This is a genomic window from Streptomyces sp. NPDC001750 (assembly GCF_042892615.1).
Lineage (GTDB): Bacteria > Actinomycetota > Actinomycetes > Streptomycetales > Streptomycetaceae > Streptomyces.
On sequence record NZ_JBIAUE010000008.1, the window covers coordinates 146,415 to 163,893 of the forward strand.

The 17,479-nt window shown below is 72.1% G+C and carries 16 protein-coding genes; 11 read left to right on the forward strand and 5 right to left on the reverse strand.

What is annotated here, in order from left to right:
* Window positions 1–36: 36 nt before the first annotated feature.
* Window positions 37–1,077, reverse strand: coding sequence for a thioesterase domain-containing protein (locus ACFYY6_RS15620; protein WP_389193530.1), 1,041 nt, complete (start codon window positions 1,075–1,077; stop codon window positions 37–39).
* Between the two features lie 237 nt (window positions 1,078–1,314).
* Between ACFYY6_RS15620 and ACFYY6_RS15625 the strand changes: the two genes are divergently transcribed.
* Complete coding sequence (locus tag ACFYY6_RS15625) at window positions 1,315–1,983, forward strand: hypothetical protein (RefSeq protein ID WP_389193533.1); 669 nt, start codon at window positions 1,315–1,317, stop codon at window positions 1,981–1,983.
* Complete coding sequence (locus ACFYY6_RS15630) at window positions 1,983–2,327, forward strand: hypothetical protein (RefSeq protein ID WP_351524228.1); 345 nt, start codon at window positions 1,983–1,985, stop codon at window positions 2,325–2,327. The genes ACFYY6_RS15625 and ACFYY6_RS15630 overlap by 1 nt, the downstream gene beginning before the upstream one ends.
* 119 nt (window positions 2,328–2,446) lie before the next feature.
* On the opposite strand, the gene ACFYY6_RS15635 is transcribed toward ACFYY6_RS15630, so the two are convergent.
* The 4 genes from ACFYY6_RS15635 to ACFYY6_RS15650 all read right to left on the reverse strand — a co-directional run bounded on the left by ACFYY6_RS15635 (window position 2,447) and on the right by ACFYY6_RS15650 (window position 6,246).
* Window positions 2,447–3,631: a cytochrome P450 gene (locus ACFYY6_RS15635; RefSeq protein WP_389193536.1), complete on the reverse strand. Its 1,185-nt coding sequence runs from the start codon at window positions 3,629–3,631 to the stop codon at window positions 2,447–2,449.
* Between the two features lie 30 nt (window positions 3,632–3,661).
* A complete protein-coding gene (locus ACFYY6_RS15640; RefSeq protein ID WP_351524230.1) occupies window positions 3,662–5,032 on the reverse strand; it encodes an FAD-dependent oxidoreductase in 1,371 nt (456 codons plus the stop codon).
* The gene (locus ACFYY6_RS15645; RefSeq protein WP_351524231.1) at window positions 5,019–5,231 is read right to left on the reverse strand and encodes a ferredoxin; all 213 of its coding nucleotides are present in this window, start codon (window positions 5,229–5,231) and stop codon (window positions 5,019–5,021) included. The genes ACFYY6_RS15640 and ACFYY6_RS15645 overlap by 14 nt, the downstream gene beginning before the upstream one ends.
* 337 nt (window positions 5,232–5,568) lie before the next feature.
* Window positions 5,569–6,246: a GAP family protein gene (locus ACFYY6_RS15650; RefSeq protein WP_389193539.1), complete on the reverse strand. Its 678-nt coding sequence runs from the start codon at window positions 6,244–6,246 to the stop codon at window positions 5,569–5,571.
* Window positions 6,247–6,637: 391 nt separating this feature from the next.
* On the opposite strand from ACFYY6_RS15650, the gene ACFYY6_RS15655 reads away from it, so the two are divergent.
* The 9 genes from ACFYY6_RS15655 (at window position 6,638) to ACFYY6_RS15695 (ending at window position 17,479) form a co-directional block, all read left to right on the forward strand.
* Complete coding sequence (locus tag ACFYY6_RS15655) at window positions 6,638–8,485, forward strand: glycoside hydrolase family 15 protein (protein ID WP_386607470.1); 1,848 nt, start codon at window positions 6,638–6,640, stop codon at window positions 8,483–8,485.
* Window positions 8,486–8,712: 227 nt separating this feature from the next.
* Complete coding sequence (locus ACFYY6_RS15660; protein WP_351524240.1) at window positions 8,713–9,507, forward strand: SDR family oxidoreductase; 795 nt, start codon at window positions 8,713–8,715, stop codon at window positions 9,505–9,507.
* Window positions 9,508–9,883: 376 nt separating this feature from the next.
* The gene (locus ACFYY6_RS15665) at window positions 9,884–10,813 is read left to right on the forward strand and encodes an NAD(P)H-binding protein (protein WP_386607472.1); all 930 of its coding nucleotides are present in this window, start codon (window positions 9,884–9,886) and stop codon (window positions 10,811–10,813) included.
* A 490-nt stretch (window positions 10,814–11,303) separates the two neighbouring features.
* Window positions 11,304–12,239 carry a 3-oxoacyl-ACP synthase gene (locus ACFYY6_RS15670; protein ID WP_389193636.1) on the forward strand — a complete coding sequence of 312 codons (936 nt, stop codon included), beginning with the start codon at window positions 11,304–11,306 and terminating at the stop codon, window positions 12,237–12,239.
* Window positions 12,236–12,505, forward strand: a complete 270-nt coding sequence (locus ACFYY6_RS15675; RefSeq protein WP_351524235.1) for an acyl carrier protein — start codon at window positions 12,236–12,238, stop codon at window positions 12,503–12,505. The genes ACFYY6_RS15670 and ACFYY6_RS15675 overlap by 4 nt, the downstream gene beginning before the upstream one ends.
* Window positions 12,489–13,655 (forward strand): acyl-CoA dehydrogenase family protein, encoded by a 1,167-nt coding sequence (locus tag ACFYY6_RS15680; RefSeq protein ID WP_389193542.1) that lies wholly within the window; start codon window positions 12,489–12,491, stop codon window positions 13,653–13,655. The genes ACFYY6_RS15675 and ACFYY6_RS15680 overlap by 17 nt, the downstream gene beginning before the upstream one ends.
* On the forward strand, window positions 13,652–14,728 hold the full coding sequence (locus ACFYY6_RS15685) for an HAD-IIIC family phosphatase (RefSeq protein ID WP_389193545.1): 1,077 nt from the start codon (window positions 13,652–13,654) through the stop codon (window positions 14,726–14,728). Before ACFYY6_RS15680 ends, ACFYY6_RS15685 begins: the two co-directional genes overlap by 4 nt.
* The gene (locus ACFYY6_RS15690; RefSeq protein WP_389193548.1) at window positions 14,721–15,650 is read left to right on the forward strand and encodes a 3-hydroxyacyl-CoA dehydrogenase family protein; all 930 of its coding nucleotides are present in this window, start codon (window positions 14,721–14,723) and stop codon (window positions 15,648–15,650) included. Before ACFYY6_RS15685 ends, ACFYY6_RS15690 begins: the two co-directional genes overlap by 8 nt.
* A 5-nt stretch (window positions 15,651–15,655) precedes the next feature.
* Window positions 15,656–17,479: a non-ribosomal peptide synthetase gene (locus tag ACFYY6_RS15695; protein WP_386607474.1), complete on the forward strand. Its 1,824-nt coding sequence runs from the start codon at window positions 15,656–15,658 to the stop codon at window positions 17,477–17,479.

Consider the following 17,479-nt stretch of genomic DNA (forward strand, 5'->3'; position numbering starts at 1 on the left):
GTTCCGCACCCGCACCCCTGCCTCTCCGGAACGTCCTCAGACCCGGCCGCCGAGCCATCGATGGATGGCGAGTGCGGTGGTACGGGCGTGTTCCTCCAGCACGGTGAAGTGGTCCCCGGGCACGGGGACCTCGGCGTGCGGCAGGCTCCAGCCCGGCGCGGACTCGGTGCCGGGCAGAGGGTCCCGGGCCCGTACGTACAGGGTGGGACAGGCGAGCGGCGCGGGCTTCCAGTCGTTGAAGAGCTCGAAGTACCGGGCCATGGCGGTGAGCCGGTCGGGCTCCGCGGAGGCGAATTCCGCCGCCCGGCGCAGCATGTCCGACGTCATCGCCGAGTGCGCCCGCCCCCGGTCGGCGTGGACGGGGGGATAGGTGTCCACGAGGACCACGGCCGCCGGGGCGGCGCCCCCGGACTCCAGACGTTCGGCCACGGCATGGGCCACCCAGCCACCTGCCGACCGCCCCAGCAGGACCGGGCGGCCTTCGGCCGAGGCTGCGCGGACGGCGGCGGCCTGGGCTGTGACGAGGGCGTCGAGTGTGGCGGGCAGAGCCTCCCGGGGTTCGAATCCCGGGTGCCGCAGCGCGGAAACCGGCCGCAGCCCCCGCAGCCCGGCACCGGGGCGCGCGTACTCCTGCGGTCCGGAGAGCGCGCTGAGCGCGGGGGAGCAGAGCAGCCGCACCCCCGCGCCGCCCGCCGCCCGCATGACGGGTTCGAGCGTCGCACCGGGCGCTCCGGTCCCGTCGAAGACCGGGCGCAGGCGCGCGGCGATGGTGAGGAGCGCCATGCCGTCCCAGTTCTGTCCCCGGGCACACGCCGTACGGAAGAGCGCGCCCAGGGAGTCCGCAGCTCCCTCGGCGTGTGGTGCGTCGACGGCCTGCGCCCGGACGCCCGGCCGAGCGTCCGCCTGCGGATCGCCCCCCGCGCCGTCGCCCGGCGGTCGATTCCGGGCGCCCGCAGGCGGTGCCGGGCCGTCGGACGCGGCGCCTACAGCGAGTGCCTCGGCGGCATACCGCCGCATCAGCTCGGCGGCGAGCTCGCGCGGCGTAGGGAAGTCGAACAGCAGGGCACGCGCGATCACCGGGTAGTCGCGCCGCCGCCTCGAAGCGCTGCCGAGACGAGTCCTCCCGTCGCGCTTCCTGGGGGAACCTGTTCACCCGCAGGGCTGATCCGGGCCCGGTCCGCGCCGGGAACCGGGGGGAGGGGCGCCGACTATCGGGACGGCCGCCCGGGGCGCCCGGAGTGCCACGAGGGTCCTGCGCGGTCGGTACGAACGGGAGGTCGTGGCCGGTCGACGAAGAGATGGGGAGAGGTGCCGATGACGGACCACGGGCAGCAGTTCGGGCGGGAGGAGTTCCTCCGGTACGGCCGGGACTCGCAGCAGCTGCGGGAGCGAGAGCTCGCCTCCCCGGGCGGGCCGCTGCCGGGAGTGGTGCTCGACGTGCCGGAGCACCGCGGCGGCGGGGCCGGGCACGTGCGGCCGGGGACCGGCGGTCCGGTCGGCGGCATCGACCGGGCCTCAGCCGCAGCCGCCGCCGAGGACGCGGTGAGTCCCGATCCGGGGCCGGTGGTGGACTCCGGCGGCAGCGGCGCGGAGATCGGGGTCCACCGGCGGCCTTCCACCGGGCGGCACCACCGGCTGCGGCGGGTGAGGGTAGGACCACGGCTCGGCACGCAGGAGGCCAGCGGTCCGCACGACGGCGAGGCGAGCCGCCCGCAGGACCGGGCGCAGAGGTACGCGCACCCGTGGAGGACGACGCGTCGGGGCGGGCCGGTCGACATGGAGCACTTCCCGCGGCGGTCGGCGCGGCCGGAGACCGGGCTCACCGAGTCCGTCCCCTGCCCCGAGCCCGGGGTACCCGGCGGGATCGCGGAGAAGGCCCGCCGTCCGTGCGGGAGCCCTCCCCGGGATGTCGCCGAAGCCCCGGACGTCGCCGAAGCGATCGGCCTGCGGAGATCCGGCGGATCGTCCGGAGGCCGGGGCTGATGGCGGTCGCGGATGTCTGGGTGGAACTGCGCAGCGAGGCTCTCGGCGTACGGCTGGTGCGGGCCGACACCATCGTGCAGGTGTGGTGGGACGCGAAGCAGCCTTCGTTCCTGAACGTGACCCTCAGCAGCCCGGAGGTGATCCGCCAGGACGTGCGGGCCGGGCTCCCTGCCCACGGCATCGCGGAGGGGGAGGCCTCGGACCGCTGCGAAGAGCTGGTGCAGCGCATCGCCCGGGCCGCGCACGCGGGCGGCGGCCACCTGGTCTGGATGAGGCGCGACGAGGGGGCCAGGGGGGCCCGGTGGACACACCGGCCCCTCGTCGAGGCTCGGCACGCCTTCTGACGGTCGTCGGGCACCTGTCGGCCCCGACCCCTCGGGGCGCCCCAGGCGTCGAGCTCGCCCGGCCGGATGGGCACGGGCCGTCGGATGGGCACGGGCCGTCACATGGGCAGGGGCCGGAATCAGAGCTGAACGGGGAGGTGCCGAGGACCGCGAAGCATGGCGTTCTGCCGGTAGGGAGGCGGGTCCTGGACCAGACGCGCCGCGCCCAGGTGGGGAAGCAGCGCGCCGAGTGCGGCCTGGGCCTCGATACGGGCCAGGGGACCGCCGTAGCACAGGTGAATGCCGCTGCCGAAGCCGAGATGCTGGTTGTCCGGGCGCGTGGGGTCGAACCGGTCGGGCTCGTGGAACCTCATGGGATCGCGGTTGCCCGAGGCCAGGGCGAGGACGACGGACGCGCCTTTGGGGATCGTGGTGCCGGCGACGTCGATGTCGGAGTGAGGGATGCGTTCGCGCATGTGGACGGGGGGTTCGTAGCGCAGCAGTTCCTCCACGGTTCCCGGCAGCAGGCCGGGGTCGCGGCGCAGGTGCTCGAGGTGCTCGGGCAGGCGCAGCAGGGTGAGTACCCCGTTGGTGATCAGGTTGACGGTGGTCTCGTGTCCGGCGATGAGGAGCAGTACGGCCGTTTCCGCGAGTTCTTCCTGGGTGAGTCGCAGCTCGGGATCCGGCTCGTTGACGAAGGCGGAGAGCATGTCGTCGCCCGGACCGCCGCGGCGCTGTTCGGCGAGGCCGACCAGGTATCCGCCCATCTCGATCCGTGCCTGCTCGCCGGCCTTGTCCGCCTCGGTGGTGTCCTGGCCGGGCCGGACATCGGCTGCTGTGACCAGAGCATCGGACCACGCCCGGAACAACGGCTCGTCCTCGCGGGGGACGCCGAGGAGACGGCAGATCACTGTGACGGGCAGCGGGTAGGCGAAGTCGTCGACGACATCGATCTGCCGTCCTGCCTCGAAGGACGCCACCAGGTCCTGGGTGAGCCGGTCGATCTCGCCGCGCATGGCGTCGACCCGGCCCGGGCTGTGCGGCGGCCCGAAGGGCCGCATGGCCAGCGTGCGCAGCCGGTGGTGCTCCGGGTCGTCGAGCCGCAGGAACGGCGGCTTGTGTGTCACTTCGCCACGGGTACGGGGGTCGACGCTCATGCGTGGGTCGTGAAGCAGCGCGGCGACCTCGTGGTAGGTGCCGATCAGGTAGCTGTCGTCCGCCTGCCGTACGACGGGACCGGCCGCGCGGAGTTCCGCATACAGCGGGTAGGGGTCGGGGCGGCTGGCGTAGTCGGTTATCCGGGCCAGCAGAGTCTCGGAGGCCATGGTGGCTCCTCGTCAGGGGACTGGACGGGGTCAGCGCGGGGGCCGCAGCACGGTCAGTCGGCGGTCGGGCAGGTATCCGGTGAGCGCCACGGTGGGGCCGTGGGACAACCCCTTCGGGTCCGGTACGTCGGACGGAATCGGGACGTCGGCCGCGAGCGCACGGTCCAGCGCCCCGGGCGGGGGCGGGAACGGGGCCGCGGTCTCGATCAGGTACCGGTAGTAGTCGAGCGACTTGGCCATGTCGACGGTGACCGCGGCGGTGACCCGCCCCTGGTAGCCGTAGACCATCGCCAGACGACGCGCCTCCAGGGAGCCCTGCGCGATGACCACGTGGTCGGAGAAGGTCGGTACGCCCACGGACTTGATGTTGAGCCCGAACTGGGTCGACCAGAATGTCGGGATGGCCAGGTGCGGGCGCTGCCTGGGCCCCGGGTTGATCATGTTGTGGGCCGCCACTTCGGCCTGCTCGACCGCGTTGCCCCAGTGCTCCAGGGAGAGCATCTGATAGCCGAAGAGCGGGTGGGGGAAGCGGGAGACGTCGCCGGCCACGAAGATGTCGTCGGTGACGATGCCGTACATGTTGAAGGCGCGGCACCCGGCGTCGCAGGCGATCCCGCGCGGGCCCGCCGCCAGTCCGGAGTCGGCCAGCCATTCGACGTTGCGTACCGCCCCCAGCGCCACGACACACACGTCCGCCTCGACACGCGTGCCGTCGGACAGGTCCGCGCCGGTGAAGCCGCCGTTCCCGCGCAGGGCGGTGACGGTGACCCCGCAGCGCAGGTCCACGCCGTGGTTGCGCTGCATGACGGCCGCGAGTTTCGACAGGGTGCCACCGAGTGCGCCCACCAGCGGGGCGGCGCCGCGTTCGGCGACCGTGACGTCCAGTCCGCGTTCCCGGCAGGCCGAGGCGATCTCCGAGCCGGTGAAACCGGCACCGATCACCAGGACCCGCTTCGGCCCGGCGTCCAGCCGCTCGGCCAGCCCTGCGGCGTCCTCACGCGTGCGCAGGGTGAACACCCCGTCCAGAGCGCCCTCCGCCGGGTTGGGCCAGGGCCGCGCCCGGGTTCCCGTGGCGATCAGCAGCCGGTCGTACGGCAGTGACTCTCCGTCCGCCAGCAGCACCCGTTTCTCCAGAGGGTCCAGCCCGGTGGCAGCCGTTCCCAGCCGCCATTCGGCGTCCGGGTCCCGGCGCAGAGGCAGTTCGGTGGTGTCCGCCGTCGCTTGGCCGAGGAGTACCTGCTTGGACAGCGGCGGCCGGTCGTAGGGTGCATGGGGCTCGTCCCCGACCACCGTGAGGGAGCCGGTGAAGCCCTCCTCGCGCAGCGTCTCCGCGGCCCTCAGCCCGGCCAGGGACGCACCGACGAGTACGATCCGGCCCTCCCGAAGATCACCGGCGGCCATCGGGATTCACCTCTTCACCGACGAGGATGGCCTGGACCGGACAGGCCGCCGCAGCCTGGCGCACGTGTTCGACCTGGTCGTCGGGGACAGCTGTGGCGTACAGCAATCCTTCCTCGCCGTGCAGTTCGAACATCTTTGGTGCGAGGAAAACGCACTGTGCATAGCCCTGACAGCGCGTGAGGTCCACAACGGTTCGCATCCCCACCACTCCCTCTGTCGCCGCGCCCCCTTTTCTTCCAGCATGAGCCGAGCGTCGCGGGCTCGCACGACGACCGCTCGCCGGGCGCTGCCGGGTCGGTCGTCGGGCCGCGGCCCGTCGAGGCAGAACGCGGCGCCGGTGAGTCCCGGGTGTGTGAACGCCCCGGGGAAGACGTTCGGTTGCTCCGCGGTGCGGCTGGTCTCCTCGCGCGCAGATCGCCGGTGCGGGTGAGCGCCCGGACGCACCGGAAGGAGCAGACGGAGAAGGCGCCCTCGTTCCCTTCGAAGTCGTCGGCGCGGGCATGCCCCCACACACGGCCACTCAGGTCACGGCCCACTCAGGTGGCGAGGATGCTGACGCCGTCGCCGAGCAGCTTGAGTCCGAGGACGAAGAAGAGGGCGGCCATGACGGCCGCGTTGTGCTGGGCGGCCCAGTTCCGCCAGGTGCCGAGAATGCTCTTGGCGCGCTCTCCCGCGAACACATGGACGGCCAGTGGTGCGAGGACTCCGAGTGAGGCGATGAACACGAAGATGGCGAGTGCCCCGATCTGTTGCGGTACGGAGATTCCGGTTGCGCTGATCGAGGCGCCTGCGGCGATGGTCAGGGGGCCGTTCTTCGCGTTGGCTGCCGACAGCAGCAGCCCCAGCCCGAGCACTTTGGGCGGAGTGAAACGGTCGATCACCGTCATCCACTTCGGCAGACGAGCCTCTGTGGGGTCGGTGGGGCGGTGTCGCCACTGATGTGCGGAGAACAGGACGAGCAACACGCCCAGGGCGAGTTTCAGGGCCCCCACCCAGGTGGCCGGGTGCTTGTTCGTGGAGGCGTCGCCCGGGCCGCCCACCACGAGCATGATCGCCCCCAGCAGTGCCAGGCCCAGGATCCAGCCGACCGAGAACAGGGTGCCGTTCAGACGCCCCCGTGGGGTGGTGAGAAGGAGGATGGCGGCCACGACAGGGAGTGGGCTGATCGTGACACCGGCCGCGAGGCCGAGTACATCGCCGACCGCATGTCCCAAGGCGGCCTCCTCACGGGTAGGGGGATCGGGGGCCGACGAAGCGGGCCACTCGCCGAACCCAGGGACCACGGCCATCGTTACGCCGAGTCGCCCTCCATGCGCGGTATCGGCACCGATCGGGTGAGGAGCCGTGTCTTCGAAGTGCCGTCGTTCGGCGGAGGCCGGGGCGAGCGTCCTCGACCCGATCGGAGCGTCCTCGACCCGATCGGAAGGAAGGGGGCACCCCGTGGCGACGCGGCTGTGCCCAGCCGCCCGCACCTCTTGAGCCAGGGCGTCGGCGATCCCACATCCCGAGCGCCGCTCGCGTACCCGGTCCGTGCGGTGCCATCCCTGGCATCCCCGGCAGACCAGGGCGACAGTGGAGGAGGGACCCCGGAAAGGGGAAAGGACGATGGACCGCTACCCGCCGATCGCCGACCACGGCATCGTTGGCGACCTGGAGACTGCTGCCCTGGTCTCTTCGCAGGGGGTCATCGACTGGTTCGCGGCCCCCCGGTTCGACTCGCCCAGCATTTTCGCCGCCCTGCTCGACCATGATCGCGGCGGCCATTTCCTGTTCGCTCCGGAGGCCGGGAACGCCACGTGCAAGCAGCTCTACTATCCCGACACCGCGGTCCTGGTGACGCGGTTCCTGTCCCCCGACGGGGTCGGGGAGATATTCGACTGCATGCCTCCGGGCCGAACCGGCAGGGCCACCGACCGGCATACGCTGATCCGCGGAGTGCGGGCAGTGCGTGGCAGCATGCGCTTCGTGCTGGAGTGCCGGCCGCGGTTCGACTACGGCCGGGCCGACCACTCGCTGGACCTCCGCGACGGCACCGCCACCTTCCGGGCCCCGGGTGTCACCGCGTACGCGCAGAGCACATTCCCCCTGCAGCCGGACGGCAAGGACGTGCGGGGCGTCGTCACCTTGAACGCGGGGGAGGTGGCCGCCGCGGTGTTCACCGTCGACACCGTGGACAGCCGGCCCCCGGTTCCCCCGACACCGGACGGCGTGATCGGGCAGTTCTGGGACGTGGTGGAATTCTGGCAGCGCTGGGTCCGCGGCTCCCGGTACCGCGGGCGCTGGCCGGGCGTGGTGAACCGATCGGCCATCACCCTCAAACTGCTCACCTACGCCCCGACGGGCGCTCCGATCGCCGCAGCCACCATGGGGCTGCCCGAGCAGGTCGGCGGGGAGCGCAACTGGGACTACCGGTACACCTGGATCCGCGACGGCTCCTTGTCGGTGCGGGCCCTGCTCGACCTCGGGTACGTCGAAGAAGCGGCGCGCTTCACCCGTTGGCTGGGAGACCGTTTCCGAGCTCGTGAGGGCACCGGAGGCGAACCGCTGCAGATCATGTACCGCGTCGACGGAGATCCTCGGCTGACGGAGGAGGAGCTCACGCACTTCGAGGGCTATCGCGGCTCGTATCCGGTGAGGGCCGGCAACGGCGCCGCCGATCAGTTGCAGCTGGATATCTACGGCGAGGCGCTCTACGCCTTGGCCGAGGGCGGCGAGATCACCATGCGGACCGGCTATCACGGCTGGAAGAACGTCGCCCGGACACTGGACTGGCTCGCCGACTCCTGGGACCGGCCCGACGAAGGCGTGTGGGAAACCCGCGGCGGGCGCAAGGACTTCACCTTCAGCCGAGTGATGTCCTGGGTGGCCTTCGACCGGGGGCTGCGCCTGGCGGCCGAGTACAGCCGTCCTGCCGACACGGTGCGATGGACCGCCTCTCGTGATGCCATCCTCGAACAGGTGATGGAACGTGGCTGGAACGAGAAGGAGCAGGCTCTCGTGCAGCACTACGGAGGCGAAGTCCTCGATGCCGCGCTGCTGCTCATCCCCCGGGTCGGCTTCCTGACTCCGAAGACGGAGAGCTGGCTGTCCACGCTCGACGCCATGGAACGCACCCTCGTGTCGGACAGCCTTGTCCACCGCTACGACCCCGAGGCATCCCCCGACGGACTGCGTGGCTCCGAAGGCACCTTCAGCCTGTGCACCTTCCTCTATGTGGACGCCCTCGCCCGTGCTGGGCGCTTGCGCCCGGCGCGATACGCCTTCGAGAAGATGCAGACCTACGCCAACCATGTCGGTCTGTTCGCCGAGGAGATAGGCCCCAGCGGTGAGCAACTGGGCAATTTCCCGCAGGCGTTCACCCATCTGTCGTTGATCATGGCCGCCACTACGCTGGACGATGCCCTCGACCGGCAGCGCACGGAGAACTTCGACGCCCCCTTGGACGGACCATGACGATCAGCGCCGAGGACGCTCCGTACGACAACGGACGGCGTCCGCGGGCGGGCGACGGGAAGGGCTGAGCCGTTCGCCTGACAATTGTGCTGCAGACGGGCCAGGTGCGGGCGTCGTCTCCCGACCCGATCCTGATGCCGGTGCTTCCGTTCCGTGAGATCAGCGCGGAGAAGGAGAAGCCGGTGGGCAGCAGTGTCAGTGAAGGGGGCCGGGGCAGCTCGCATCCGCTGCTCAAGGGGCAGAAGGCGCTGGTCACGGGAGCCAACTCCGGCATTGGCAGGGCCACGGCCATCGGCCTGGGGAGAATGGGCGCCGACGTCGTGGTCAACTACGTCTCCGGTGGCGAAGCGGCCCAGGACGTGGTGCGGCAGATCGAGGATCTCGGTGTGCGGTCCTACGCGCACGAGGCGGACGTCTCCCAAGAGGACCAAGTGGTCGAGATGATCTCCAGGATGGTCGGCCAACTCGGCACGATCGACATCCTTGTGGCCAACGCCGGCCTGCAACGCGATGCCGCCGCGATCGACATGACCGTGTCGCAGTGGCAGAAGGTCCTCGACGTCAACCTGACCGGCCAGTTCCTGTGCGCCCGCGAGGCGGCGAAGGAGTTCCTGCGCCGTGGCGTCGTACCAGAGGTGTCCAAGTCCGCAGGGAAGATCATCTGCATGAGCTCGGTCCATCAGATGATTCCCTGGGCCGGGCACGTCAACTACGCGGCGTCCAAGGGCGGTGTCATGCTGATGATGGAAACCCTGGCTCAGGAACTCGCACCCCACAAGATCAGGGTCAACGCCGTAGCTCCTGGGGCGATCCGCACCCCGATCAACCGCAGCGCCTGGGATTCTCCTGAGGCCGAAGCCGACCTGCTTCGTTTCATCCCCTACAACCGCGTCGGCGATCCGGAGGACATTGCCACGGCCGTGGCGGCGCTGGCCTCCGACCTCTTCGACTACGTCGTGGGTGCGACGCTCTACGTCGATGGCGGCATGACGCTCTTCCCCGGCTTCGCCACGGGCGGGTGAGGTCGGTTCCGCTGCTGCCGGCGAGCTCTGCGGCTGAACCCTTCGCGGGCGAACTGGTCGCCCGCAGCCTCACCGAGGCGGGTGCGGACGTCCGCCGGGCGCGTTCCAGGGCCGCCATGTTGTGCTTCGGCCCGCCGAGCGGGACCTCCCGGACGCGGGCGGCAGGCCCACCGGGTGGTCCACCGGCAAGACCGAAATCGCCGGATCGCCGCGGTCGTACGGCGCGGTGGCGGACGAGCGCCGAGACGGGAGGCGTGTCGGCCGGGCGTGGGAATGCTGAATCGGACCTCGGCGTGCTCACCGCCCGGGTCCGCCAAGCACCGGGGCGCGCCGGGCTCCGGTTGCGCCGTGGTCGTGCGCATCGCAGGCTGCGGCTATGAACCGCACCCGAGAAGTCGGCGTGCCGCCGATTCTGGTGACGGGCGCGGCGGGCAGTGTCGGCGCGGTCGGACGATCCGTGGTCGAGGGACTTCGACGACGTGGCCTGCCCGTCCGGGCCATGGTGCGTCGCGACGACGGGCGGGCGCAGGCGCTGCGTGCGACCGGTGCCGAGGTCGTCGTCGGGGACCTGACGCGCGCGGGCGACGTAGCCGATGCCCTGGCCGGCTGTGCACGCATGTACTTCGGCATGAGTGTGTCGGCGCAGTATCTGCAGGCCGCCTTGACGGCGGCGGCCGTCGCGCGTGCGCACGGGGGCCTGGAAGCATTCGTGAACATGTCGCAGTTGACTGTCTCCGAGATGGACCTCACCAGCAGCTCCGAGTCCGTGCAGCAGCGTCAGCAGTGGCTGGTGGAGCAGGTCCTCGACTGGTCGGGCCTGCCCGTTGTGCAGCTCAGACCCACCGTGTTCTTGGAAAACCCTCTGTTCCGTGCCGGCTTCTCCTCGATCGCGAAGTACGGAATCATCAGACTGCCCTTCGGCCGGGCGAAGACCTCCCCCGTGGCAGCCAGTGATGTGGCCGCGGTCGTGGAGGAGATCCTGGCCGACCCGGCCCCGCACATCGGCAGGATCTACGAGCTGACCGGCCCGCGTTCGGAGGACATCGCCGCCATGGCGGCGGAGGTCTCGACCGTTCTGGGCCGACCGGTCGGGTACACCGACATTCCCCTGCAGGAGTGGATCGACGACGATCTCAGACCGCTGGGGTTGCCCGACCATGCCTTCCAGCACATCACCACCATGGCCCGCCTCCACGCGGAGAATCGATACGACCGCAAGGCGGAAGGGGTCGAGCAGGTCACCGGGCGACCTCCTACGGGGGTGGCCGAATACGTTCGTGAGAATCCCGGCCTGTTCAGCTCCTGAGGCCGCACTCAAACACATGTCGTACGCACCACGGAATACGGCTGTCTCCCCGCTGTGCGAGGCGGTCCGGCGAACGTTCACCCTTGACGGGTCGTAGCCAGTGGCTCAAGCACATGAATTGCCGGTGGGTGATCGGATGCCGTTGTCCTTCCGCCGCATCCGTCGAACGGCGTCACTCGATGGTCCTTACGGCCCATGGAAGGGGCCGCGCCATCGAGGCCGACGGCTGGAAGGCGTCCGATGCGGCCGAGCATCGCCACGCGTCCGCGGCGGTCGCCGACGCGCCCGGAGCGGCACCCCCTCCCCGCGCCGCCGCGGTTCGACCATGCCCAAAACTCCTTGAAGGGGTGTGGTGGCGTGACTGGAATTGAGGGCGAAAGCCAGCCACCTCACGGAGGGAGAGCCAGTGACCCATTCCGGTGCACGGGCGCCGTTCGCGCCGCTCGCGGTCAGGACGGTGGCCTCCTACCTTCCCCCGGGCTCGCTGAAAGTGGCGGAGCTGCCCATGCTCTCCGCGCTGCCCCCCGAACAACGGGCGGCCTGTACGCAGTTGGGCATCGACACCGTCGGGGTGGACGAAGCCGACGCGACCACCCTGGCCGAACGGGCCGCGCGCCGGGCACTGGAGGACACCGGGGTCGCGGCCGCCGATCTGGGCGCGCTGCTGGTGGTCGAGCAGCGTGCGCCGGGGACGCTGCTCAGTTCCGAGGCCACCCGTCTCCAGGAACTGTTGGGCGCCACCGACGCGCTCACCTTCACCGTGGGCGGACTGGGCTGCGTCTCGGTGACCCCGGCCCTGCTCACCGCCCGGGGGCTGCTGGCCGCCGATCCGGAGCTGGGACCGGTGCTGGTCGCCCACGGGAGCAAGCCCGTCTCCGAGCACCGCTACCGGCACCCGGTCACCGTCAACGGCGACGGCGGGCAGGCCCTGCTGCTGGGCCGTGAGGGGCGGATCCGGATCCGCGACCAGGTGCAGGAGACCGACGGACGGTACTGGGACCTCTTCCACGTCGACTACCGGGACCGGCACCCGTCGCAGTGGCGCGAGGAGTGCACGGACCGGCGCACCTACTCCTTCCGGCTCGCCGTCGAGACCCGCAACAGGCTCAGGTCCCTGCTGGACCGGCTGCTGCGGCGCAACGGGCTCACCCGCGCGGACATGCGCGGATTCGTGAGCCAGAACCTGTCCGTCGGCGGGCACACCTTCACCGAGGAATCCCTCGACCTCGCGCTTCTCCCCTCCTGCCGGGAGAACCTGCGCACCCATGGTCACCTCGGCCCCAACGACGTCTTCCTCAACCTCTGGTCGGCCCTGGAGGACGGCCGGCTCTCCGACGGCGACCACGCCGTGCTGATCAATGTCAGTCCGGTGGCGGCCTGGAGCCTGCTGCTGGTCCAGATAGGCCCCCAGGAGTCCACGGCGTGAACCAGATCACCGACCAGGTCACCGAGTTCCTCACCCAGGCCCTGCGGCGGCCCGTCGAGCCGGACGACGACTACTTCGCCCTCGGCCTGGCGGACTCACTGTTCGCGCTCGAACTCGTCACCTTCGTCGAGGAGCGTTTCGCGGTCACCGTCGAGGTGGAGGACCTGGACCTCGACAGCTTCCGCACCGCGGCGCGGATCGCCCGGTTCGTGCGGGCCAAGAAGGGCCACTTTGAGCTGGTGCCCGGCGATGACTCCTTCGCCTGAGACCGCGACGGCCCTGGAGAGGGCGGCCGAGGAGCTGGCCGGGCGCTGGGCGCTGCCGGCGGCGGAGTGGGACCGGTCCGAAGGACTGCCGGCCGAGGTGGCGCGCGACCTGGCCCGGTCCGGGCTGCTGGCTCCCGACGTACCGGCGGAGTACGGCGGCGCCGGCGCCGACCCGCGTCAAGTGGGGGAGATCTGTGCTCGGTTGGGCGGCGTGTGCAGCTCGGTCCGGGGGCTGGTCACCGTGCAGGGCATGGTCGCCGCGGGGCTGCGTCGCTGGGGCACCGCCCAGCAGCGGAAGAACTGGCTTCCCGCGCTGGCCTCCGGGGAAGTGGTCGCCGGGTTCGCGGCCACGGAGCAGGAGGCGGGCAGCGCCCTGGCGCACCTGGGCACCACGGTCGAGGAGGACGGCGACCACCTCGTGGTGAGTGGCCGCAAGAGGTGGGTGACCTGCGGGCAGTTCGCCGACGTCTTCCTGGTGCTGGGCCGGGCTCCGGGGGGCCTGGCGGCGGTGCTGGTGGAGGGCGACCTGCCGGGGGTGACCAGGGAGCCCGTCACCGGACAGCTCGGTATGCGGGCCGCGCGGATCGCGCACCTGGCCTTCGACGCGGTGCGGGTACCCCGCGACCACCTCGTCGCCCCGGTCGGTCTCGGGCTGTCCCACGTCGCCGCCACCGTCCTGGACCACGGGCGCCACACGGTCGCCTGGGGCTGCGTCGGGATGGCGGAGGCCGGCCTGCGGGACGCGGTCGCCCACGCCGGGACCCGCGTACAAGGGGGAACGCCCCTCGCCGACCACCAACTGGTGCGCGCCTGCCTGGCCCGCTCGGCGGTCGCCGCCGCCGGTGCGCGCGAGCTCTGCCTGCGGGCGGCGCGGGCCCGGACGGACGAGCCGAGCCGCGCCGTGCACGAGACCATCCTCGCCAAGTACGCCGCCGCCGACGCGGCCGCGACGGTCACCCGCGACGCCGTGCAGATCCTCGGTTCGGCCGGGTGCGCCCCGGACAGCAGGGTCGGGAGATTCTTCCGCGACGCCAAGGTGATGGAGATCATCGAAGGAGCACAGCACGTGGCCGAGATGCACATCGCCGACCGGCTGTTCCGGGACCTCGGTGTCCCTGCGACGCCCCGCGCGAACGGAGCGACGGCATGACGGCGGACACCCCCGGGGCCACGGTCAAGTGCCTGGTGTGGGACCTGGACGACACCCTGTGGGCCGGAACCCTGCTGGAGGGGGACGACCCCCGGCCCGCCGAGGCCACCCTGAGCACCTTGCGCACCCTCGACGAGCGGGGTGTGCTGCACGCGGTGGCGAGCCGGGGCGATCACGCCACCGCCACCGCCCACCTGGCGCGCCTCGGGCTGGCGGAGCTGTTCACGGCGGTGGAGATCGGCTGGGGCGCCAAGTCCGCCTCGGTGCGGCGGGTCAGCGAGGTGCTCGGCATCGGCATCGACAGCCTCGCCTTCGTCGACAACGACCCCGTGGAGCGCGCCGAGGTCGCCTCCGCCCACCCCCGCGTGCGCTGTTACGAGCCGGAGCGGATCCCGTCCTTCCCCGAACTGCCGGAGTTCCGCCCCGAGCACCTCACGGAGGAGTCCCGCAGGCGTCGGGAGATGTACCGCGCGGAGAGCAGCCGCCGCCGGGCCCAGGAGACGTACGAGGGGGCGCCGGGGGACTTCCTCGCCTCCCTCGCTCTGGAACTGACCGTGCGGGAGGCCACCGAGGGGGACTTCGCCCGGGCGCACGAACTGACGGTCCGCACCCACCAGCTCAACACCACGGGCCGCACCTACGACCTGGCGGAGCTGCGGCAGCTCAGCCGCTCACCGGACCACCGGGTCATGGTGGCGCAGCTCCAGGACGTCTACGGCTCCTACGGCATCGTCGGGCTGGTGGTCACCGAACAAGTGGGGGACCGGACCGTGCTGCGCCTGCTGCTGCTCTCCTGCCGGGTGATGTCCCGGGGCATCGGCCCGGCCCTGATCGGCCATGTGGTGCGCGGGGCCCTGGCCCAAGGACGTCGGCCCGAGGCCGAGTTCGTCCCCACGCCCGTGAACCGGGCGATGCTCGTCAACCTGCGCTTCGCGGGGTTCCGGCCGCGGGCGGGCTCCGGCCCGGCCGCGGAGGGCGAGCCGCTGGTGCTGGAGTTCCCGCCCGGCGCGGCTCCGCCCGCCGTTCCCGACCACGTACGGCTCGTCATCCCGTCTGGAGGCTCCGATGAGTAGCACCGACCGCCGCGGCGACCGCGCCGTCGCCGACGAGCGGGGCGGGCCGGTCCCGGCCGCACCGCGCCGAGTGCCGATCGGCGTGGTCGGCGCGGGCACCATGGGGGCCGGGGTCGCGCAGAGCTTCGCCGAGGCCGGCCACCCGGTCACGCTCCACGATCCGGACCCGGCGGCCCTGGCGGACGGCGAGCACCGGCTGCGGGCCGGCATCCGGGCCGCCCGGCTGCTGCGCCGGCCCGCGCCCGAGGCTCCGCCCGCCGCGGTCCTCGGGCGGGTGCGATGGGTGACGGAGGCGGCCGAACTCGCCGATGTGGCCCTGGTGGTGGAGTGCGGGCCCGAACGGATGGCCGTCAAGGAGCAGATCCTGCGGACGCTCGACGCCACCTGCGCCCCGCACACCGTCATCGCCTCCTGCACCTCCGCCATCCCCGTGGAGATCCTCGCCGGTCACACCGGGCGCCCCGACCGGGTCCTGGCCACCCACTTCATGAACCCCGCCCACCTCAAGGACGCGGTCGAGGTGGTACGGGGAGCCCGCACCTCCGAGGAGACCCTGAAGACCGTCCTCGGCCTGCTGGAAGGCATCGGCAAACGCGCCCATCTGGTGCGCGACGCCCCGGGCTTCGTCTCCAACCGGGTACTGATGCCCATGATCAACGACGCCGCCGCGCGGGTGGAGGAGGGCACCGCCGACGCCGAGACCGTGGACCGCGTCTTCACCGACTGCTTCGGACACGCCATGGGACCGCTGAGGACCGCCGACCTGATCGGCCTGGACACCGTGCTGGACTCCCTCGTCGTCCTGCGGGACACCACCGGCGACCCCCGCTTCGAGCCCACTGCCCTGTTGCGGGACCTCGTCGACCGGGGACACCGCGGCCGCAAGAGCGGCCACGGCTTCCACTCCTACGAGACCCGGTGATCGCCATGACCGCCCACGACGTGGTGGACCAGCTGCGCGACGCCCTGCGGCGCCACCCCGAGCGCACCGCGGTGGTGGTGGGCCGGGAGCAGCTCAGCTACCGGGAGCTGGACGCGGCCACCGACAGGCTGGCCGCACGGCTGCGGGAACTCGGGGTGCGCCCGGGTCAGACCGTCCTGCTCCACCTGCGCCAGAGCGCGGACACCCTGGTCGGCATGGTGGCCGCGCTGCGGGCGGGCGCGGCCTGGTGCGTCACCGAGCCCGGCCATCCGGCGGAGCGCCTCGCCGCGCTGACCCGCGATCTGGAGTGCGGGGCGGTGGTCCGGGACGGGGCGGCGGACCCCGACGTACGGGAGGCGGTGGCGCGGCTGGCCGACGAGGCGCCCGTGCCGTTGCCCGTCCTCGACCTGGCGGAGTTCGGGCGGTCCGTCCCGCAGGGCGGGGCCACCGAACCCGGGCCCTGGACGGAGGTACCGCCGGGCGCCCCGGCGTACGCCATCACCACCTCCGGGTCCACCGGGGAGCCCAAGGCGATCGTCGTGGGGCGGGACAACCTGTCCGCGCTGGTGGCCGCCCGCGGTGACGAGCCGGGCGGGATCCGCTTCTCGGCCTGCCGGTTCGCCTGGGACGGCGCGCTGATGCTGACCTTCGGCGCGCTCTGCACGGGCGGCACCGCCGTGCTGCCGGACCACACCGCCCTGCGCGACGCCCGGGCCTGTGCCGAACTGGTCCTCCTGCGGCAGGTCACGCAGATGGTCTGCCCGCCCTCGTACTACCGGCTGATGCTGCCCCACCTCGCGGGCGCCGGCGCCCATCTGCGGGAGGTCGTCGTCGCCGGCGAGGTCGTGCCCCCGGCGCTCGTCGCACAGCACCGCGCCGCACTTCCCACCACCCGGCTCCGCAACGAGTACGGCCCGACCGAGACCACCGTGTCGGTCCTCGGGCACACCCTGCGCGACGACTCCCCCCGGACGGTGCCCGTCGGCCGCACCTCCGGGGCCACCTCGGTCCACGTGCTCGACGAGCGGCTGGAGCCCTGCCCGCCCGGCGTCGTAGGCGAACTGTACGTGGGCGGACCGCAGGTCACCCGCGGATACGCCCGCAGGCCCGCACGGACCGCGGGCAGCTTCGTCGCCGATCCCTTCTCCTCGCGGCCGGGCTCGCGCATGTACCGCACCGGGGACCTCGTCCTGATCGGGGAGGAGGGCGAGATCGAGTTCCGCGGGCGGGCCGACGGCCAGCTCAAGGTGCGCGGAATCCGCGTGGAACGGCACGGTGTCCAGGCCGTCCTGGAGACCCACCCGGCGGTCCGCCAGGCCGGCGTGCTGGGGGTCCCGGGAGACGACGGCGCCCTGCGGCTGGTCGCGTTCTGGACCCCGGCCGAGGACGCGGTGGCACTGCCCGGACCGCGGGAACTGATCGCCCACTGCCGCACGAGCCTCGTCGCCGACGCCGTACCGGAGGAGTACATCACCCTCGGCTCGATGCCGCTGGCACCCTCCGGCAAGGTCGACGAGGCCGCCCTGCTCGCCCTTCTCACGCCGCGCAGCGGCGGCGGCCCGGCCTCGGGCCCGGGCGGGGACGAGCGGGAAGCCCTGTCCCGCGAGGTCGCGACGATGTGGGCCCGGGTCCTGCGGCACGAGGACTTCGGGCCCGAGGACAGCTTCTTCGACGCGGGCGGCAACTCCCGCAGCGTGGTGGAACTGCACCTGTGCCTCGAGACGCGCTGGCCCGGCGCGCTGCGCGTGGGCCAGCTCTTCGACCTGGACCGCGTACCGGAGCAGGCGGACGCGCTCCTCGCGGCGGGCGCCCGCCCGACACCTCAGTGA